This window comes from Methylophaga frappieri, from assembly GCF_000260965.1.
Taxonomy (GTDB): Bacteria; Pseudomonadota; Gammaproteobacteria; order Nitrosococcales; family Methylophagaceae; genus Methylophaga; species Methylophaga frappieri.
In genome coordinates, this window is sequence record NC_017856.1 from 355,315 (window position 1) to 375,110 (window position 19,796).

Here is a 19,796-nt window from a genome sequence, read left to right on the forward strand (position 1 = left end):
GCCGTGAAAGCGCGAAATTATACGCGCTCGGCTTGATAATGCAAGCTTTTAAACGGCAACAGGGCCCAATGCTAATTTTCGTACCTGTTCCAGCTCATCTCGGAGTTTTGCTGCTTGTTCAAACTCAAGATTCTGAGCATGTTTGTACATGGCATTTTCAATTTGCTGAATCCGTTTTGCCAGCTGTTTTGGGGTAAGACTAGCGTATTTCGCCTGTTCTTCTGCCACTTTGCTCAAAGTCAGCTTTTCTGCCTGCGCTGCTTTTGGATCATCCATGCCACCTCGAATCGATTTCACGATACCGACCGGTGTGATGCCATGGGCTTCATTATGCGCGATTTGTTTTTCGCGGCGACGCTCGGTTTCTTCAATTGCCCGCTGCATCGAACCGGTTATTTCATCCGCATACAGAATCGCTTTACCATTCAGGTTTCGTGCCGCACGACCAATGGTCTGAATTAAAGAGCGATCACTGCGGAGAAACCCTTCTTTGTCCGCATCTAAAATAGCCACTAGTGACACTTCTGGAATATCCAGGCCTTCCCGCAACAAGTTGATTCCGACCAGCACATCAAACTCACCCAGCCGCAAATCACGGATTATTTCAACGCGCTCAACGGTATCTATATCAGAATGCAGGTAGCGTACTTTTACATTATGCTCGCGGAAATAGTCGGTCAGATCTTCAGCCATCCGCTTGGTCAAGGTGGTTACCAAAACACGCTCGTTTATCTCACTTCGACGCTTAATCTCGGACAACAGGTCATCTACCTGCGTCGCGACAGGGCGTATTTCAACCTCTGGATCCACCAGCCCAGTCGGTCTGACAACTTGTTCCACCACATTTCCGGCATGCGCGTCTTCATACTTGCCGGGTGTTGCCGAAACAAAAACCGTTTGCGGTGCCAACCGTTCCCACTCTTCAAACATTAACGGTCGATTATCCAATGCCGATGGCAGACGAAAGCCATAGTCCACTAACGTTTGTTTGCGTGATCGATCGCCCTTATACATCGCGCCAATCTGCGGAATCATGACGTGGCTTTCATCAATAATTAAAATCGCATCATCCGGCAAATAATCAAATAAGGTCGGTGGTGCGGCGCCAGGATCTCGTCCGGATAAATGCCGGGAATAATTTTCAATACCATTGCAATAACCAAGTTCGAGCAACATTTCCAAATCGAAACGTGTTCGCTGCTCAAGACGCTGTGCTTCGACCAGCTTATTGTCATCAGTAAGTTGCTTTAGTCTATCCGCCATTTCTATTTTGATGGCGTCAATGGCTTTTAGCAGGTTTTCCCGGGGCGTGACATAGTGGGTTTTCGGATAGATGGTGATGCGGCTAAGCCGCTGTATCATTTCGCCGGTCAGCGGGTCGAAATAACTGATTTGTTCAACTTCATCATCAAACAGTTCAATACGTACCGCATCTCGCTCTGACTCTGCCGGAAAAATATCAATCACTTCACCACGAACCCGATAAGTACCGCGCGCCAGTTCAATATCGTTGCGCGTATATTGCAACTCGGCAAGGCGCCTTAAAATATCGCGCTGATTAATAACATCCCCTTGAACCAGGTGCAGCACCATCGACAGATAAGCGTCTTTTTCGCCCAGACCATAAATACAGGAAACGCTGGATACGATAATGGCATCACGTCGTTCCAACATGGCTTTGGTCGCCGACAATCGCATTTGCTCTATTTGTTCGTTTACTGAGGCATCCTTATCGATAAAAGTGTCAGACGACGGCACATAAGCTTCCGGTTGATAGTAATCGTAGTAAGAAACGAAATATTCCACCGCATTGTTTGGAAAAAACTCTTTCATCTCACTATAAAGCTGCGCTGCCAGCGTTTTATTCGGTGCCAACACCATCACGGGGCGCTGTAATACCTGCGCGACATTGGCCATGGTAAAGGTTTTGCCCGAACCGGTTACCCCTAACAGGGTTTGATACATTTCGCCATTATTCAAACCCTCGACCAATGAAGCGATAGCTGCCGGCTGATCACCGGCGGGTTTAAATTCACTGACCAGTTCAAATTGTTTGTTCATAGTCTTTAGCTAACTCTGCGATTATCGTAATATTAAGCAATACTTTATTTAAACGTTAAATATGAAGGTTTTATTTTGACTATCAAACTCTCACAGCGCGTTCAAAGCATTAAACCCTCACCTACTTTGGCCATCACCGCTCGCGCGGCGGAATTGAGGGCAGCAGGTAAAGACATTATCGGTCTTGGTGCTGGTGAGCCCGATTTTGACACGCCAACACATATCAAAGATGCCGCTGTTACAGCGCTTAATAATGGTCAAACTAAGTATACCGCTGTTGATGGCACGGCCGATTTAAAACAAGCCATTATTAAAAAATTCGCCCGCGATAACCAGTTAACCTACAACGCCAACCAGATCCTGGTTTCATGTGGCGGTAAACAAAGTTTTTTCAACCTGGCCCAGGCTTATCTAGATACAGGCGATGAAGTCATCATTCCGGCCCCTTATTGGGTTTCCTATCCCGATATGGTGCTGCTCGCAGGCGGCAAGCCGGTCATTATCGAAGGCGATATTGATCAACAATATAAAATTACCCCCGAACAGCTCCGATCAGCCATCACTGATAAAACGCGTCTTTTTGTTATCAATAGCCCGTCAAATCCAACCGGCATGGCCTATAGCAAATCTGAACTGGCCGCATTAGGTGACGTATTACGTGAATTCCCTGATATTCTCATCGCTACCGATGATATGTATGAACACATATATTGGGCTGACGAGCCATTTTGCAATATCGTCAATGCCTGTCCGGATCTGTATGACCGGACACTGGTGATGAATGGCGTCTCTAAAGCCTATTCAATGACAGGCTGGCGTATTGGTTATGCTGGCGGACCTGAATCGCTGATTAAAGCGATGAAGAAAATTCAATCGCAAAGCACCTCTAATCCGACATCAATTTCACAAGCAGGTGCTGTTGAGGCCCTTAATGGCGATCAAACCTGTATTGATGACATGCTCGGTGCCTTTAAGCAACGCCATGACTTTGTTGTCGCAGCCCTGAATGAGATGACGGGGGTTCGAGCCTTGTCAACCGATGGCACCTTTTACGTCTTCCCTGACATCTCGGATGCGATTACAGCGATGCCTGGTGTAGAGGATGACGTGGCTTTTGCCGAAGCCTTGCTTAATGACAAAGGCGTTGCAGTTGTTCCAGGTAGTGCATTTGGATTAAAAAATCATATGCGCTTATCTATCGCCACTAGCGAAGCAAACTTAAAAGGCGCATTGGAACGGATCGCCGACTTCATTAATGGAAATTAATTTGCCATAGTCCTTGACCCATCAAGATCAAGCCACTATCATACGCATCTTTCTGTTCCCCGATAGCTCAGTTGGTAGAGCAAATGACTGTTAATCATTGGGTCGCTGGTTCGAGTCCAGCTCGGGGAGCCAATAGATACAAGGGTTTGTAGATAGTCTGCAAGCCCTTTTTTATTGCCGCTCTAAAAATACCGTCACGTTTACGATAGGGACTTTCACAAGATTTAACCCCGTTTAGGCAAAGAGGACATTGGGTGAAAAGCCTGTCCATCGCTTAACGGCGCGCCGAAAGTTATTCATATCGTTAAAACACAAATAATCAGCAATCTGTTGAAGATCATACTTTTGAGCCTGATAAAGATAAATCGCTGTATTCTTTCTTGCCAAGTCCAGTAGTTGCTGGAAATGCGTGTGGTGCTTTTTTAGTTTTCGTTTCATCGACGCAGGGCTGAGCATAAATGCTGTCGACACACGATCTAGGTTTATGGGCTCACGTATGTGCGCCATCAGATATTGATAGACTTGGTCAACAAAACTCTCATGCCATCCCAACTGCATCAACTGTACTCTGGCACTGTTCACAGTCCCTTTAAAAGGCAACTTTCTAGTTATAGTCCAGTTCATGTCCAACTTTTCAGTAGGAACAATAATAGCGTTCATTTGCTGATCAAAACTTAGGTTTTGCCCAATATGTACCCAGTACTGTTCAATATAGTCAGGCTCGGTATAGTTGAACTCGTAGCGACAGCAAATCTTCTCAGGCGAGAGCCAGTCTAGAAGTGATGCAAACGCAGCTATTGAAGCTTCAAGAATAAAGCGGTAACGAGTATCTGCACCACAGCTATCCTGCCAGTAAATCACCAAGCCTTCATCGGTTTCATAGAATCGGGGGGTAATGAGAGGCGACAATACAGCTTTAAACTCACACATAAACTCAACCAGCTGACGACAACTGCCCGCCATTTGCAGGGTCTGGCTACACGCGCCGTAAAAACCTGGCAATAATTGCTGACCAAACATAAAACTACTGTCATCTGCATCTAACAGCTTTTCTGTATTACCAATCAGGGTGAGGAACTGATCTGGGCTAAGTGGAACTTCGTGACTCTCCAGATCGGCCAGGCTAAGCCTTGTACCACGCAACAATTGTCGTGAGTCTGCACCTCGAGCTATGGCCAATTCAACAAGAAGCGCGGGTTGATAATGAGCAGGAATAAAAGCCGTATCCAGTTCATACCCAGGCTGTTTTAATCGAGACATGACTAGACCAAGACAGATCTGTCAGGTTTATTTCTGATAATCAGTGTATTTAATCTTTGTATCAGACTGTCTGTATCGTCTTTTTGTGCTGTGGTGACTGCGACAGTAGCCGTTAAGTGTACGCGTTCATTTTCTTCACGAGTTCGATAGGCAAGGTGTGAAACAGCTTGCTTTAGGTCTTCAGCAATGAGCTTTGCTGCTGACTCTGTCGTGTTGTTCATGAGAATCACAAAACGATCCCCGGCTAAACGACAAATCAGATCGTCATGTCGTATATTGATGAGTAAGAGTTGACTGACGACTTGCAGAATGTCATCCCCCTCTTTCACACCATAGCGACGGTTAACGAGGTTAAAGTCATTCAAATCAACAGCAACTACCGATACGGGTATCATTGAAACACTCGCTTCTTTCAAGGCTAGACCTAATTGTTTACGAAGATAGCCCGCACCACCTACGGGGATGAGTTTGTCGAACAGGCGGTGTTCACGGAAATGTCGTTCACGTTTAGCCATCTGAGCACTGATGGCAATCTCCTCTTCATGCCAATGATAAATCCCCACACTCAGAAAAATCAGTGCCAGTGGAATAGGTAAGCTTTCTAACCAACTATGCCAAAGCAATGTAGACGGTAAGCGTATGAACTCATCAACCACATCCATGGACCACGAAAAAATGATGCAGCATAAACCTAGCGCTATTAATTGTGTTACTCGCCCTGCTGGACGGCTCCGAAGCACCATATAAAGCCAGAATATGGCAAGTGTGGTCATCCCCCCCTCCGAGAGTACATCCAACCAACTGATATCTGCTGTTGGTTTTAGTTCTCCCCAAACGTGGAAGACACTGAACCCGCCCACAGAGGCAAACAAGAGGCCATACAGGTAGGACCAATGTGAAATTACATGTTTTTTCATGAGCTTGTGTCTGTCTGTTTTCTATAGGAGGCTCACGCTACGCTCGTGATATGACAGAAACATGACAACCCCCGCAGTCAAATTAGCTCATATTTTTCCTATAAACGCCAATCTACTTGTTACTTCTTATTGATTACCCCCCAACCCTTTAAAGCACATAATTAAGCCTTATTTCAGACACTTACGAGTTCTTACCTGCCTATCGAATTTAACTACTGAGAGCCACGGTCAAAACAGCTCACCCAATCACGAAAATAACCATAAGCCATTGATTTTAAAATAGTTAACGCATTCTTTGTCACATAGCTGTCATCTGGTGTACCTAAACTTTGCCTCACCGATAAACAAGTCAGCAAAAAGGACACACCAATGTCACGCTTCACTCCAACACAATTACCACAGTTCAAGCTCTCGCTATTAGCTGTGACACTTTCATCAGCAATAAGTCACGTTGCATTTGCCGATGAGGTGGACCCCGTTCATCTAGAAACCGTCAAGGTAATCGGTCAGGCAGCACAGATAGATAAAGCACTTCGTGAACAGCGTCAGTCGGACAGTATTGAAAGTATCGTTCATGCTGATGATATTGGTCAGCTACCCGATGACAATGCTGCAGAAGCCTTGCAACGCCTTCCCGGTGTTTCCGTAGAACTAGACCAGGGTGAAGGCCGTTTTGTCAGCGTCCGTGGTCTGGCTCCGGAACTGAACAATGTCACCATTAATGGTACCAATGTCCCCTCACCTGAGAGTGATACCCGAGCCGTGGCATTGGATATTTTGCCCAGTGAGCTTGTGCAATCCCTCTCTGTGGTGAAAACGCTGACACCCGACATGGATGCCAACTCACTTGGCGGGACTGTTAATGTAAAGAGCCTGTCAGCTTTCGATCACGACGGTCTTTTCTACACCATGTCTGCTGAGGGCAGTTACAACGACAATGTCAACGAAACAAGCCCTAAAGGCTCTGGTGCTGTCAGTAATATTTTCAGTGTAGGTAATGGGGAAAATAACCTCGGTGTTGCCGCAGCATTCAGTTGGCAGGAACGTGATTTTGGTTCTGACAATGTTGAAACTGGTGGTGCCTGGGAATTTGATAGTGGAGCTAAGCTAGAAGAAACAGAGCAGCGTGATTATGAAATCACCCGTGAACGCATGGGCCTCGGTCTTAATTTTGATTATAAAGCCGATGCCAACACCGGTTATTACCTGCGTACACTTTTCAGTCGTTTCAAAGATAGTGAAATTCGTCATGCATCAGGTATCGAATTTGGCGATGCAATTGGAGCTGGAGAAAGTAGTGACGGTGAAGGCTATAGGGAACTGAAAAGCCGAGAAGAAACACAAGAAATACAGTCATATGTATTCGGTGGTGAGAAAACGATCGGCTTGTGGACGCTAAGTGGTCAGGCTGGTTTCAGCCGAGCGAGTGAAGACACGCCGTTGCATATTGCTGGCGCCAGTTTTGCCGGCGATAGTGACTTCAGTAACGTCAGTTTCCGATCATCACGTAAACCAACAATTCTGGCTGGTGCTGACTTTTACAACCCAGCCAACTTTAGTCTGGATGAAGTGGAATGGGAAAAACAAAAAACCACTGATACTGAAAAAAACCTAAAGTTTGATTTGGCCCGAGATTATGATTTCAAAGGCTATGGTGCTCAAATCAAATTCGGTGGCAAAGTCTCTCGCCGCAAAAAGGACAATGATCTTGAGGCATGGGTCTATGAAGACTTTGACTCGCAAGGCATAGCAGATGCTGATTTGGCTCTGAGTGAGTTCACATCAGGCAATGTCGATTACGGACTCAACCGCTTTGGCCCCGCTATTAGTGACTCTGCTGTTGAGGCTTTGTTGGCACGAGTCAATGCCGATGATAACTACGATGAAGAAGAATCACAGATCAATGACTTCGAAATGCACGAAGACATTAACGCTGCCTACTTCATGAATACGCTTGACCTTGATGATTGGACACTCATCGCCGGTCTGCGTTACGAATACACTGACTTTGAAGCCGAAGGGACAGGCCTCCGAGATGGCGACTTCGAAGCGATCAAACGCAATAACAGCTATGACAATTGGCTTCCAGGCTTACATGCCCGTTACTACCTCGGTGACGACACGCAAATTCGAGCCGCCTGGACCAACACTGTCGTCCGCCCAACCTTTGAAGCGTTGGCTCCCGGATTTGTATTCGATGGTGACGAAGCAAGTTTCGGTAATCCCGACCTCAAGCCAATGGAGTCAAGCAACCTTGATCTCGGTATTGAGCACTATCTGGGACGTTCTGGCGCCATCTCAGCTTTCGCTTTTTATAAAGACATAAACGATTTTGTCTACAACACAGATCTGGCTGGTACCGGTGCATTTACTGCTTTTGATGAAGCCAACACCTATGCCAATGGTGATAGCGCAAAAGTTTATGGCCTTGAACTGGCTTACACACAGAAGATGTCGTGGTTACCAGCCCCATGGAATGGGTTATTAGTCGGTGTAAATGCCACATTCAGCGACTCTGAAGCAGAAATAGAAGGGCTGGGAACAACACGTGATATTGCGTTACCAGGACAATCAAAACGTGTCGGTAACCTGATGGTGGGCTGGGAAAATGACAAAGTGAGCCTGCGTCTTTCTACCAACTACAAGTCCAGTTATTTATCCGAGGTCGCGGCGATCGATGATAAAGAACATGATCTCTATGTTGATGACCAGACATTTGTTGACTTCAGCGCCAGTTACTTCTTGACCAAAAACGCACAGATCAGCTTTGAAGCGAAAAACCTGACTGACGAATCTTACTACGTCTACACAGGCAGTGAACGCTACAACGCTCAATATGAAGAATACGGACCTACCTATAAGTTAAGTTTTACTTTAACTAACTTTTAATTCACTGAATAAGACGAATTTATTGTGAAAACACCGAATAAAACAACGCGCCATAACCTCACACTTATGGCGCTGCCTCTCCTGTCACTCATGGCATGCCAGTCAGAAGCCGATACAAGCTCGGGCCAGACTAAGTCAGCCCATACACCAGTCGAAAGCCTCAAGTTTCTGCCGACGCAGGACGTTCTGGGAGGGGCTAAACGACTGGTCTCGTACCCACAACATGGCATCGCACTCACATCTGAGACCGGCAAGAACTCTGCTTTACTGTCTGGTAATTATGGTCAAATTGATTACCGCACTGATGAGAGCCAGTTATTACTGGCCACAGTGGATCTCGACAGACAACAAGCGCTCATCACTACCTATTCAGAGGCTGGCTGGTCTACGCCCGTCTATCTGCCACAACCAGATTATAAAATTGAGTCTGTCTGTTTCTATCAAGATCAGGCAAACAATGCGTTCTTGTTCTTGGTTGGTGAACAAGGGCACGGTGAGCAGTGGCTAGTAGGTCACGCACTTACTCCCATTGCTCACCCCCAACGTGTCCGAGGGTTGAGCTTGCCGCCCAATAGTGAATATTGCGTGGTACGCGATAGCCATAATCAACTTTTTATTAATGAAGAAACCGTCGGCATCTGGGCGTATGACGCATCTCCCGAAGCCGACTTACAACGCGCGCCCATTGCCATGGTTACACCGTTCGGTGACGTAATACGCAGCGTTGCTGATATGAGCCTGGTTCCGGGCGGTATTGTCTTTATGGATCCGGAAAATAGCTCACTGGAGGTATACCGTGAAATCGGATCAACCTGGCAATTTGAAGAGCGTGTCTCGCTACCTGAGTTGAGTGATGCCGAACAAGTCTCTGCCAAAGTTCAGAATAATGAAATGACACTGGCGATTCTCCATGATGATGGGGTCTATCACACCACTTTGTCCTGGCCCCATGTCGCTCAGGCCACAGACAACAGCCTTCCTGTCTTGCCTGCCATGGCAGAGACAGCGCCAGTACCTAGTCTCGGTGATGCAGCGGACGACCCCGCCATTTGGTTACACACCGATACACCTGAAAATAGCCGGGTGATTGCCACAGACAAACAAGGTGGCCTCTTGGTTTACGATTTACAAGGTAACGAACTTCAGAATCTGCCTGTCGGCCGCTTAAACAATGTTGATGTGCGTAAAGGTTTCATTTGGGGTGGTGACACTATTGATATTGCCGTAGCGAGCAATCGCGACCACAACAGTTTGCATGTCTTTGCCATTCAACCTGACAACGGTGAGGTGAGTGAGATCGGTGAAATTGCCACTATTAGTGATGATATCTATGGCCTTTGTCTATACCAGAATGACCAAGATCAAATTTATGCCATTGCAAACGATAAGGATGGGCGTTTTTTTCAATACTTGCTCAGTGGAGCTCAAGGCACACTTCGTGGCGAGCTAAAACGTGAGTTCGCTGTGAACACACAACCAGAAGGCTGTGTTGCTGATGACCGCACGCAGCAACTGTTTATCGGTGAAGAGAATAAGGCCGTCTGGGCACTTGCGGCTGAAGCAGACGCAAGCAGTGAGATGCACCTAGTATTAGCAACGGGTGACCAATTGCACGCCGATGTTGAAGGCATGGCGCTCTATCAGGCTGAGAACGGTAGTTATCTGGTTGTCTCCAGCCAGGGCAATGACAGCTTTGTCGTACTCGACAGTACCCCGCCATACACCTATCACGGTGCGTTTCGTATTGGTTTTAACACCGAAAGGCTAATTGACGGCGTATCCGAAACCGATGGCCTTGATGTCATCTCAGCCAATCTTGGGGGCGAATGGGCGCAAGGCATACTGGTTGTTCAGGATGGTCGCAACCGTATGCCTGTTGAAAAACAAAACTACAAATATCTCCCATGGTCAGCAGTAACAGAAGCGCTGAATCTGAAACATTAAGATTAAGGAAACAAAATGAACGACAGTACACACGATATGTCAGTTTGGGGACTGATCAGTGAGGCCAGTCTCCTTGTCCAACTCGTGATGCTGACCTTGGTGATGGCCTCAGTCATCAGTTGGTATCTAATCTTATGGCGCACCCGAACGCTGAGTAAGTTAGAGAAACAAGCCAAACAGTTTCGTCACGAGTTCAGAAGCAGCGATGACCTAAGACTGTTGCATGCGAAAACACGGGCCGATAGATCCCCTGCTTCACTGGCATCGGTTTTTCTGAGTGGATTTGGTGCTTTCAGCCAACCCCACAACAGTGACGCGGTCAGTAATCAACAGGATCATATTGAGCGTGCAATGCTAGTCAACATTGGTGAGCAGGAGGCTGAAATGGAGAAAGGCCTGTCCACGCTGGCAACCATCGGCTCAGTCAGCCCCTATATCGGTCTGTTTGGAACCGTTTGGGGCATCATGAACTCGTTCATTGGCTTAGCTCAAGTTGAACAAGCCACGCTGAATACCGTTGCACCTGGCATTGCTGAGGCACTGATCGCTACGGCCATCGGCCTGTTTGCTGCGATTCCCGCGGTGATTGCCTATAACCGACTGAGCGCACGTAACGCTCGTATTACAGCACTGTATTACCAGTTCGGAAATGAGCTGGTTACGAGGCTGCAAAGAGTCGGACAACCGCTTCGGCATCAACAGGTGGCTTAAGGGCAGCACTATGTTAAAGCGTCCCACACAGCCCCATGCCCAAAAGGCAGAGATGAATGTTGTTCCCTATATTGATGTGATGCTGGTCTTACTGGTCATATTTATGGTCACAGCTCCGCTGCTTGTCCAGGGTATAAAACTGGAACTGCCGGATGTAGCAGCGAAAGCCTTACCGACTGACAGTGAAAAAACTATCCTTACCTTGTCGGTAGTCAGTGATGGCAGCTACTACTGGAATGTCAGTGAGGAGGTTGATATTAAAACTCGATCTGATCAGGCTGTCACTTTGACTGAAATGGTCGATAAATTGAGCCTCATCATGGCTGAAAATGCCGATATTCTGTTTTTTATCCGCGGCGATAAAAACACGCAGTACGAGACCGTTGTTACGGCAATTGCAGCCCTGCAAAATGCCGGGTTCCAGGATATTGGTCTTATCACGGAAACGCCTGATGAGTACTAGTCTGGCTTATCACCTCCCCTCAGCTTCCGACTCAGGTCAAGGCTTATCCCTCACCCTGACGGGGTTGATTCATATTGCTGTGCTGGTTGTTATTTTAGGGCCATGGGTGACCCCTACCCCTCTGTCTCCCGCCAGCGAAAATACTGTGAGAGTACAAACCTTCAGTCTGCCTGAACCAGTTATCAAGCAGCCGGTCTTACCCAGAACTAAACCTTCGACATCTGAACCGGTCGTTAGCGCGCCAGAGCCTGAGCCACATGAGGTCAAGCCTGAGCCGGTTAATAATGAGTTAGCATTCGAGCGAGTCCAGAAGCCTGAACCGACACCGCCAAAAAAACCTGAAATTAAGCAAAAATCAAAACCGATAGAAAAGCCGAAGCCAGAGTCGAAACTGTCAAAGCCATCATCGCGGTCTCAAGACCCGACTAAGACAGCCAACAACGATAAACCAACTAAGACTTTGCAAACTTCGCAACCTATCGATAGCTCTGATGAGACTGAAAATGTGGCGACAACCTCCTCCCAAGTTGATGCAGCGCCTTTTGATGTCTCCCAGTTCAAGCCCGTGGAGAAACTCGCACCTGATTACCCAAGATCAGCACTGCGTAAAGGACTGGAAGGCGATTGTACAGTCACCTATAGAGTCAGCCAGCTTGGTCGCGTTGAGTCACCTGAAGTGTCTGATGATTGTCATCCGGCATTCATCAGACCCTCGCTTGAGGCAGCGCAGTCGTTTCGTTACACCCCTCGCAAGGTGAATGGCAAAGCGGTGGCAGTGACTAATGTGAGTAATACTTTTCAATATCGGATCCAATAACCCGCCATGAGTAAAAGAACTTTCACTGATCCCTCTTTCCATCAAGTCATGGAAAGTCATGATGATATGATCATCAACCCCACTGAACGGGAATCAGGGCTATCATCCCGTCGACAATTCTTAAGGGGTGGTCTGGGCCTGCTTGCAGTAGGTATCGCCGGACTCACCACAGCCAAAACACCATGGGCTTTACAGACTGACCCCGCCCTCATTGATGGCCCTTTCATAGGCTTTAATCCAATTCCAGTTGTCACAGATCCCCTTTTTGATGATGTCATTGTGCCGCCTGGTTATATTGCAACACCGTTCTTTTCCTGGGGCGATCCTGTTGAGTCTGATGCGGTCGACTGGCTGCCAGATGCATCGAATAGCTGGCAGGAGCAGCTTAAACAAGCGGGTGATAATCATGATGGCATGCATTTTTTCGCCTTTCCTGGCGAGCCTGATCGTGGCTTGCTGGTCATTAACCATGAATACAGCAACCCAACACTTCACCCAGAAGGCATAAAGATCATCAACAACCGCCGTCATCCAGATGATGTCAAAAAAGAACAGGCAGCTCATGGTCTTAGTGTTATTGAGGTATGCCAAAGTGCTGATGGTATCTGGCACCGTGTTTACCCCTCGGCGTACAACCGTCGCATCACGGCCTTTACCCCGATGCAGCTGAGTGGCCCCGTCGCTGGACATGAATCAGTCAAAACAATGGCCGATATGGATGGTAAAACGGTATTGGGCACGCTGAATAACTGCGCCAATGGTTTTACTCCCTGGGGCACCTATCTTGCCTGTGAAGAAAACTGGCATAACTATTTCGTTAATCATGATGAGACTGATTACCAGCAACGTGTTTCACACCATCGTTATGGTATTTCTACCTCACCATTGGCAAAAAATTATGGCTGGAACACTGTTGATCCGCGTTTTGATGCTACACCTGTCCCAGAAGCAGCTCACCTAGGTTACGTCAATGAGCCCAACCGCTTTGGCTGGGTTGTAGAAATTGATCCTTTTGAGCCGGACAGTGTTCCCATAAAGCGTACTGCTTTTGGGCGTTTCAGTCGTGAATGTGTTGCCCCAGCACTTGCAGAAAATGGACAGATGGCTTTTTACTCTGGTGATGACACCCGAGGCGAATATATTTACAAATTTGTTCCCAGCCAAAGATACGATGAAACAGTACCACAGCGTAACCGTAACTTGTTGGATGACGGTGTACTTTACGTTGCCCGGTTTGACGATAACGGTCAGGGCGAGTGGTTGGCACTACATCATGGTAACAATGGTCTCACCGTAGCCAATGGATTTGAAGACCAACAGAGCGTTTTGATCAATGCCCGTGCAGCCGCAGACAGGCTCGGCGCCACACCAATGGATCGTCCGGAATGGGCAGCCGTTAATCCTAATAATCGCGATGTGTATGTGTCGCTAACGAATAATCATCTTCGCGGTTCAGAGTTTGAGATCAATGCAGCAAACCCCAGAGCTGATAACCATCACGGACAAATTATTACTCTGCGAGAGCACAATAATGATCCGGCTGCCACCGCTTTTGAATGGGAATTATTTGTTCTTGCCGGAGAAAAAGAAAACTCAGCTTCCGCCCCCAACCTCACTGGCAACATTCAAGGGGATATTTTCTCCTCACCCGATGGCCTGGGCTTTGATGCAGATGGTCGTCTCTGGATCCTTACTGATTACGATGATGACGAACCCGTGATGGCGTCTATGGGCTGCAATCAGATGCTCTGTGCCGATCCTGTAACTCGAGAGATTAAGCGTTTTCTGGTCGGCCCCAGAGGGTGTGAAATCACAGGTATTACCTGGAGTCCTGACTACACCACGCTTTGGGTAAATGTCCAACATCCGGGGATAAGTTATCCAGCCAGTGATGGACAGACACGGCCTCGGTCAACGACTGTGATCATTCGCAAGAATGATGGTGGTGTTATCGGTACCTGAGTCTGCCAGGTCGTAATAAACTCATTTAGAATGGCGTATTCCACGATACAGTCATCTGAGTAACATTTTTGTTTCGTACAATAACTCGGTTTTGACTCACCTCAACCTCAAACTAGCTGATCAATACTTTATATGCGGGCTTGCTTTCGTACCAAAATCAGTAAAAAAACCATAATGAGCCACTTCGGCAACTGACTATTAATCATGGTCGCTGGTTCGAGTCCAGCTCGGGGAGCCAAATGAATTTAAAAAAGCCCAGTTATTCGTAACAGGGCTTTTTTGTTTCAGCTGATACGTAAATCCTGAACAGACTGGGCAATCTGGCGTGACAACGAACGAATAACGCCAAACCGACTTAATGCCTCTTTCACACTTTGGTCATTCTGACTGACTTCTTGTAACGCTTTTTCCAATAAAGTCTGAGCCTGCCCTACCAACGCACTGTTTTCAGCCGTCACCTCTTCAATGTCATGCGTTGATTCATGGGTTCGATGCGACAGTTTTCTCACCTCATCCGCCACCACAGCAAACCCCCGCCCATGTTCGCCTGCACGCGCAGATTCAATTGCCGCGTTCAGCGCCAGCAAGTTGGTTTGCTCTGAAATGCCGCGTATCACTTTAATGATTTCCGTTATTTTGGTGGAATGGGCGCTCAGCGCCGTGATCATCTGATTAACTTCATCAACTTTCTGATTGACCAAGTGAGAATTCGTGGCTGTTTCATTCAACATACTGTCGCAGCTTTGCCACTCTTTTTCGGCAGCGTCAAATGCTTCAACGGCATTATCTGAAGCTAGCTTGATCGCCTGCTGCTGCATTTGGGTTGCCGTAATATCGCTGGCAAACTTAATCACTTTGTAAACGTCACCATCGGTATTTCGAACCGGATTATAGGTTGCTTCGAGCCAGACCGATTGACCATCTTTGCGAATTCGCTCAAATCGGCCAGCATGAAAATGACCCGCTTTCAGATTTTCCCAGAAATACGGTTGTTCCTGATAAAAGGCCTCATGACAAAACAATCGATGATGTTTACCGACAATGGCGTCAAGCGTATAGCCCATGGTTTTCAAGAAGTTCTGGTTGGCGGAGAGAATATGGCCATCCGGCGTAAATGTGATTACTGCCTGTGAATGATTTAATGCGCCAATGATGGCTTCGTGCTCCAACGCCGCATTGGTCTGCTCAGTCACATCTGACGCCAGTTTAACGACTTTTTTTACGACGCCATCAATGACCAGTGGCAAATATGTCGCTTCCAGCCAAACTCGATGCCCGGATTTCGTGACTCTGGCAAAACGTTGTGACTGTGCATGACCCGCAGCCAGTTGCTGCCAGAATGCCTGATACTCACTTGAGTTTGCATAATTTGGCTCACAGAATAAACGATGATGCTTACCCACAATTTCCTGTAATTGATACTCAACCACAGAAAGAAACAAATTATTGGCAAATAGAATCTCGCCTGTCGGCGTAAATTCGATGTAAGCAATATTCTCTTTAATTGCCGAAATGAGGGCCTCTGCCACCTGACATCGCGATTCTGCTGCTGTCAGAGTTGCTTGTAATTGGCGATGACGTTGAAACATAGGGCTCTCCTTAGACCAGAAAATCTATCTTCGCATCAACCACTGCTGCAACGTTGCGTGAAGTGGCTTAGACATTTCTCATTCGTGGATACTTTTTTTTAAAATGAATCCCTCATAAGACTGTCATTCAGCTGTTCTTTACCTTGATTTCTTTATATTCCGAATTTTCTGAATTGGCAAGCCTAAATCGTCTTATTTCCCCATCCGCATCGTTTTGTGGGAAAATAACGCTACAAGTCATGACAAACGGGACTTGTTCGGAAAGTAGTTGAATTGTCAGAGAGTCACCTACATCCGGCCTCTATATCTATTTTGTGAATATAAAAATTAGAAATATATATTTTATTTAAATAAATAGTTCTGCTATTTTGTTGCCCTTTTAAATCTCAAGCTTTATTCAGGAAGACGCGACCCATGAATTTTCAGGTGCCCAATGCGCCACTTACCGATCAACAGCTGCAACAGCTCAATGCTCTGTTAGGTGGACTCGAAGGCTGGCAAGTTGATTGGCTTGCTGGTTATCTGGCCGGTTGGCGCGCAGCGCAAAATGGTACAGCAGCGGCAATAACGCCTGCTTTACCATCACAAACTGCCGTTAAATTAACCATTATGTTCGGTTCTCAAACCGGAAACGCAGAAGGTCTCGCCGAACGCTTGCTTGAAAAGGCAAAAACGCAAGGTATTGATGCCACGCTAGTCGACATGGGCGCTTACAAGCTGCGTCAATTAAAAAGTGAAACACATCTGGCATTGATTACCTCCACTCACGGTGAAGGCGATCCGCCTGATAATGCCATGGATTTGTATGAGTTTTTGAATGGTAAGAAAGCGCCCAAGCTGAATGACCTGAAATACAGCGTATTGTCATTGGGTGACTCAAGTTACGAATACTTTTGTCAAACGGGTATCGACTTCGATAAAAGACTCAGTGAACTGGGTGCGAAAGCGATCATCGATCGGGTAGATTGTGATGTTGATTATGACGATCTGGCCGATAAATGGATCGAAGACTTCCTAAATTCAATCGAGACTACCGCACCCGCTGCGGCAGCTAGTGCGCCAGCGACGCTAGCCAGTGCTGGTACCACTTCAGCCTATGATCGTAAAAATCCATTTATGGCGCCTATGCTGACCAATCAATTACTCAATGGTAAAGGCTCCAACAAAGAAACGCGCCATATTGAAATTTCTTTAGAAGAATCTGGCCTGCAATATAAGCCAGGGGATGCCTTGGGTGTCTATGCGCAAAATGATCCCGCCTTGGTTGCAGCGTTAATTACGGCATTGAAATTGGATGCTGAACAGGTCATTCGGGTTGACGATGATAATGTCAGTGTTGATGAAGCCCTGACCCGCCACCGAGAAATTACGGTATTAACCAAACCATTATTAGAGAAATGGGCTGAGTTGTCCGGTAATGCAACCTTACAAAAATTACTGGAAGATAAAACGGAAACCAATAACTGGATTGCAGGACGAGATGTTCTCGATTTGGTGCAAGCCTATCCAATTGCTGAACTTGATGCTGAAACCTTTATTTCTGTTTTACGCAAAATGCCGCCTCGCTTGTATTCAATCGCATCCAGTCAGGCAGCTGTTGAAGACGAAGTTCACCTGACCATCGCGGTTGTCCGCTACAACGCTCATGGGCGAGATCGGGGTGGCGTTGCTTCAACCTGGTTTGCGGACCGTTTGGATGAAGATGCCACGGTACCGGTTTACATTGATGGCAACAAGAATTTCAAATTGCCAGATAACGACGATGTGCCAGTAATTATGATCGGCCCCGGAACCGGGGTGGCACCATTCCGAAGCTTTATGCAAGAACGTGAAGCACGTGAAGCGACCGGTCGGAATTGGTTATTTTTTGGTGATCAGCACTTTTTGACTGACTTTTTGTATCAAACGGAATGGCAAGACTGGCATCAATCTGGGTTACTGACCAAAATTGATGTTGCCTTTTCTCGTGACGGTGACCAAAAAGTGTACGTGCAACACAAACTGCGCGATAAGTCAGAAGAAGTCTGGCGCTGGCTTGAGGAAGGCGCCCATATTTATGTTTGCGGCGATGCCACCTATATGGCACCGGATGTAAACGAGGCCTTGCTGGATATCATTTGTCAGCATGGCGATCAGAACAGAGAGCAAGCCACGGAGTATTTACGTCAAATGACCCGTGACAAACGTTACCAACGTGATGTGTATTAATAATGAATAAAAAATTACCTGAAGCAGAACAACTAAAAGTCGATAGCCGCTTTCTGCGCGGCACTATTCTGGAAGGCCTCGCCGACGAGTTAACTGGTGCGATTTCGGAAGATGATACTAAACTGACCAAGTTTCACGGCACCTACATGCAGGACTACCGTGATCTGCGTGATGAACGTCGTCGCCAAAAACTGGAACCGCTCTATTCATTCATGGTTCGGTTACGGTTACCTGGTGGTGTTTTAAATAGCGCGCAATGGTTAGGCCTGGATGATATTGCCGATGAATGTTCCAACGGCACACTGCGTCTAACCACGCGGCAAACATTTCAATACCACGAAGTTTACAAGAACAATCTGGCGCTATTAATGCAGCGTACCGTTGCGCTGGGTCTGGATACCAAGGGCGCCTGTGGCGACGTAAATAGAAACGTTGTCACCAATGTTAATCCGCATGAATCCAAAGCCCATAAAGCGGTACACAAAGCCGCGCAAGAGATCAGCGATCATCTATGCTGGCAGTCAAATGCCTATGCGGAAATCTGGCTTGGTGAAAAGTGCGTCTATCAGGCTGGCCAAAACGAAGAGCCGTTTTATGGTGATCGCTACCTGCCTCGTAAATTCAAAATTGCTATTGCCATTCCACCCCATAATGATGCGGATATTTTCGCAAATGATATTGGCTTGATTGCCATTATCGAAAATGGCGAATTACTGGGGTTTAATGTCTCCGTAGGCGGTGGCATGGGTATGACTTATGGCGAAACCAAAACCTTCCCTCGCCTCGGTAACGTGGTGGGATTTGTTACGCCGGATCAAGTAGTGAAAACTTGCGAAAGTATCGTGGCCATCCAGCGTGATTTTGGTGATCGTGAAACCCGTCCACACGCCCGTTTTAAATATACCATCGACGATAATGGCTTGGATTGGTTCCGGGATCAGTTTGCCAAATACCATGGTGAACCACTACAGGACGCCAAACCATTTGAATTAACCAGTAACGGTGATCGGTTTGGCTGGGTGCAAGGCGATGATGGCATGCATCATTTGACCTTGTATGTTCACAGTGGCCGAATTGCGGATACCGATGAATTACAACTGCGTACCGCGATGCGGGAAATCGCTAAAGTGCATACCGGTGAATTTCGCATCACCTGTAATCAAAATCTTATCATCGCGAACATTTCCGACGCGGCTAAACCCAGCATTGAAAAACTTGTCACCCAATACCAGTTAGATGATGGCAGCCGGCGGCCGGCACTGAGACTCAACGCCATGGCTTGTGTTGCCCTGCCAACCTGCGCCTTGGCAATGGCTGAATCAGAACGTTATTTACCAGAGTTCTTGGGCAAACTTGAAGTTATCATGGCTGATGCCGGATTACCGGAGAAATTAATCAATATCCGTATGACAGGTTGTCCGAATGGTTGTGCCCGACCTTATCTGGGTGAAATTGCCCTGACAGGCAAGGCAGTTGGCCGATACAATTTGTTTTTGGGGGCTGATTTTTCTGGACAACGTTTAAATCGTCTGTATCTTGAGAATGTCGATGAAACCACCATTCTTAATACGTTGCGGCCATTAATTGAGCAGTTTGCCAAAGAACGGACCAATGAAGAACACTTTGGTGACTTTTTAGTTCGTAAAAATATTGTGGAAGCGGAACGTACACCAGTGATGATGCATGAGGCCAAAATAGCCATCTAACCT

13 protein-coding genes and 1 tRNA gene are annotated in these 19,796 nt (G+C 47.0%); 10 read left to right on the forward strand and 4 right to left on the reverse strand.

All coding sequences use genetic code 11. The annotated features are described in order from the left end of the window. Positions 1-48: 48 nt before the first annotated feature. Entirely contained in the window at positions 49-2,061 is a 2,013-nt protein-coding gene (uvrB, locus tag Q7C_RS01745) for an excinuclease ABC subunit UvrB (RefSeq protein WP_014702987.1), read from the reverse strand. Between the two features lie 75 nt (positions 2,062-2,136). Here uvrB and Q7C_RS01750 point away from each other — a divergent pair, with 75 nt between their 5' ends. Next, a complete protein-coding gene (locus Q7C_RS01750; protein ID WP_014702988.1) occupies positions 2,137-3,327 on the forward strand; it encodes a pyridoxal phosphate-dependent aminotransferase in 1,191 nt (396 codons plus the stop codon). Between the two features lie 56 nt (positions 3,328-3,383). Further along, a tRNA-Asn gene (locus Q7C_RS01755) sits at positions 3,384-3,459 on the forward strand. Between the two features lie 102 nt (positions 3,460-3,561). Here the strand turns inward: Q7C_RS01755 and Q7C_RS01760 are convergent. Further along, complete coding sequence (locus Q7C_RS01760) at positions 3,562-4,587, reverse strand: AraC family transcriptional regulator (RefSeq protein WP_014702989.1); 1,026 nt, start codon at positions 4,585-4,587, stop codon at positions 3,562-3,564. 2 nt (positions 4,588-4,589) lie between these two features. Next, the gene (locus Q7C_RS01765) at positions 4,590-5,504 is read right to left on the reverse strand and encodes a GGDEF domain-containing protein (protein ID WP_014702990.1); all 915 of its coding nucleotides are present in this window, start codon (positions 5,502-5,504) and stop codon (positions 4,590-4,592) included. Between the two features lie 369 nt (positions 5,505-5,873). Between Q7C_RS01765 and Q7C_RS01770 the strand changes: the two genes are divergently transcribed. The 6 genes from Q7C_RS01770 to Q7C_RS01795 are packed head-to-tail and all read left to right on the forward strand — an operon-like array spanning position 5,874 to position 14,290. Beyond that, entirely contained in the window at positions 5,874-8,393 is a 2,520-nt protein-coding gene (locus Q7C_RS01770) for a TonB-dependent receptor (protein WP_014702992.1), read from the forward strand. Between the two features lie 24 nt (positions 8,394-8,417). Continuing rightward, a complete protein-coding gene (locus tag Q7C_RS01775; protein WP_202946510.1) occupies positions 8,418-10,337 on the forward strand; it encodes a phytase in 1,920 nt (639 codons plus the stop codon). A 15-nt stretch (positions 10,338-10,352) separates the two neighbouring features. After that, positions 10,353-11,048 (forward strand): protein TolQ, encoded by a 696-nt coding sequence (tolQ, locus tag Q7C_RS01780; RefSeq protein ID WP_014702994.1) that lies wholly within the window; start codon positions 10,353-10,355, stop codon positions 11,046-11,048. 10 nt (positions 11,049-11,058) lie between these two features. Continuing rightward, a complete protein-coding gene (gene tolR, locus Q7C_RS01785) occupies positions 11,059-11,511 on the forward strand; it encodes a protein TolR (RefSeq protein ID WP_041366379.1) in 453 nt (150 codons plus the stop codon). Next, a complete protein-coding gene (locus tag Q7C_RS13235) occupies positions 11,501-12,328 on the forward strand; it encodes an energy transducer TonB (RefSeq protein ID WP_014702996.1) in 828 nt (275 codons plus the stop codon). Before tolR ends, Q7C_RS13235 begins: the two co-directional genes overlap by 11 nt. A gap of 6 nt (positions 12,329-12,334) precedes the next feature. Beyond that, positions 12,335-14,290 carry a PhoX family protein gene (locus Q7C_RS01795; RefSeq protein WP_041366381.1) on the forward strand — a complete coding sequence of 652 codons (1,956 nt, stop codon included), beginning with the start codon at positions 12,335-12,337 and terminating at the stop codon, positions 14,288-14,290. 284 nt (positions 14,291-14,574) lie between these two features. Here Q7C_RS01795 and Q7C_RS13955 read toward each other — a convergent pair whose 3' ends face one another. After that, positions 14,575-15,879, reverse strand: a complete 1,305-nt coding sequence (locus tag Q7C_RS13955) for a methyl-accepting chemotaxis protein (protein WP_014702998.1) — start codon at positions 15,877-15,879, stop codon at positions 14,575-14,577. Positions 15,880-16,293: 414 nt separating this feature from the next. Between Q7C_RS13955 and Q7C_RS01805 the strand changes: the two genes are divergently transcribed. Then, positions 16,294-18,087, forward strand: a complete 1,794-nt coding sequence (locus tag Q7C_RS01805; protein ID WP_014702999.1) for an assimilatory sulfite reductase (NADPH) flavoprotein subunit — start codon at positions 16,294-16,296, stop codon at positions 18,085-18,087. A 2-nt stretch (positions 18,088-18,089) separates the two neighbouring features. Continuing rightward, complete coding sequence (locus Q7C_RS01810) at positions 18,090-19,793, forward strand: NADPH-dependent assimilatory sulfite reductase hemoprotein subunit (RefSeq protein ID WP_014703000.1); 1,704 nt, start codon at positions 18,090-18,092, stop codon at positions 19,791-19,793. The last annotated feature ends 3 nt before the right edge of the window (positions 19,794-19,796 follow it).

Bases quoted from the DNA above. Each gene is read 5' to 3' on its own strand.
- uvrB (WP_014702987.1), bottom strand. From the start codon at position 2,061: ATGAACAAACAATTTGAACTGGTCAGTGAATTTAAACCCGCCGGTGAT.
- Q7C_RS01760 (WP_014702989.1), bottom strand. From the start codon at position 4,587: ATGTCTCGATTAAAACAGCCTGGGTATGAACTGGATACGGCTTTTATT.
- Q7C_RS01765 (WP_014702990.1), bottom strand. From the start codon at position 5,504: ATGAAAAAACATGTAATTTCACATTGGTCCTACCTGTATGGCCTCTTG.
- Q7C_RS01770 (WP_014702992.1), top strand. From the start codon at position 5,874: ATGTCACGCTTCACTCCAACACAATTACCACAGTTCAAGCTCTCGCTA.
- tolQ (WP_014702994.1), top strand. From the start codon at position 10,353: ATGAACGACAGTACACACGATATGTCAGTTTGGGGACTGATCAGTGAG.
- tolR (WP_041366379.1), top strand. From the start codon at position 11,059: ATGTTAAAGCGTCCCACACAGCCCCATGCCCAAAAGGCAGAGATGAAT.
- Q7C_RS13235 (WP_014702996.1), top strand. From the start codon at position 11,501: ATGAGTACTAGTCTGGCTTATCACCTCCCCTCAGCTTCCGACTCAGGT.
- Q7C_RS01795 (WP_041366381.1), top strand. From the start codon at position 12,335: ATGAGTAAAAGAACTTTCACTGATCCCTCTTTCCATCAAGTCATGGAA.
- Q7C_RS13955 (WP_014702998.1), bottom strand. From the start codon at position 15,879: ATGTTTCAACGTCATCGCCAATTACAAGCAACTCTGACAGCAGCAGAA.
- Q7C_RS01805 (WP_014702999.1), top strand. From the start codon at position 16,294: ATGAATTTTCAGGTGCCCAATGCGCCACTTACCGATCAACAGCTGCAA.
- Q7C_RS01810 (WP_014703000.1), top strand. From the start codon at position 18,090: ATGAATAAAAAATTACCTGAAGCAGAACAACTAAAAGTCGATAGCCGC.